This is a genomic window from Stenotrophomonas sp. SY1, assembly GCF_021202945.1.
Taxonomy (GTDB): Bacteria; Pseudomonadota; Gammaproteobacteria; order Xanthomonadales; family Xanthomonadaceae; genus Stenotrophomonas.
This window is the reverse complement of record NZ_JAJOYR010000015.1, coordinates 1-500: the sequence shown is the minus strand read 5'-3', so window position 1 is coordinate 500 and position 500 is coordinate 1. Positions and strand designations below refer to the sequence as shown.

Annotated in this window: 2 protein-coding genes; both read left to right on the top strand. The window is 65.8% G+C overall.

Translation table 11 applies throughout. The annotated features are described in order from the left end of the window. Nucleotides 1-39: 39 nt before the first annotated feature. Entirely contained in the window at nt 40-246 is a 207-nt protein-coding gene (gene csrA, locus LR961_RS19140) for a carbon storage regulator CsrA (RefSeq protein ID WP_232151566.1), read from the top strand. Next, on the top strand, nt 239-500 hold a 262-nt coding region (locus LR961_RS19135; RefSeq protein WP_232151565.1), incomplete at its 3' end, for a hypothetical protein. The genes csrA and LR961_RS19135, both read left to right, overlap by 8 nt.

Here is a 500-nt window from a genome sequence, read left to right as displayed (position 1 = left end):
GCAGCGTGCGGCCGGGCTCCAAGGAAACAGGAGATCCACATGCTCGTCCTCACCCGTCGTGAAAGCGAAACCCTGTACATCGGCGACAACGTCGTCGTCACCGTCCTGGGCATCAAAGGCAACCAGGTCCGCATTGGCATCACGGCACCGCGTGAAGTGAACGTCGCCCGCCAGGAGCTGCTCGAACCGGTCGAGCTGGCCAAACGTCAGGAGGCTGCGAACGATCGGGAGGTGACCCGTGGCTGATCGTCGCCTCAATAGGACGGAGCGGCGAGCCCTGACGGCGCAACATCGTGCCCTGCCGGAGCAGCTCGTCGAGATCCCCACGCATCTGTGGCCACCAAGCGCGATCGCGCTCAAGGCCCCGCCCGAGCGTGTCTGGCGTAGCCGCAGCTTTCTGGTGCAGCAGTACGTGACGGACAACGCACCGACGCGCCTGTCGATCAATCGCCTGCGCATGCTGGGCAACGGCCGCTGGGCCGACGGCATCACGTGGGACG

Coding starts and splice junctions, on each gene's coding strand:
- csrA (WP_232151566.1), top strand. CDS start 40: ATGCTCGTCCTCACCCGTCGTGAAAGCGAAACCCTGTACATCGGCGAC.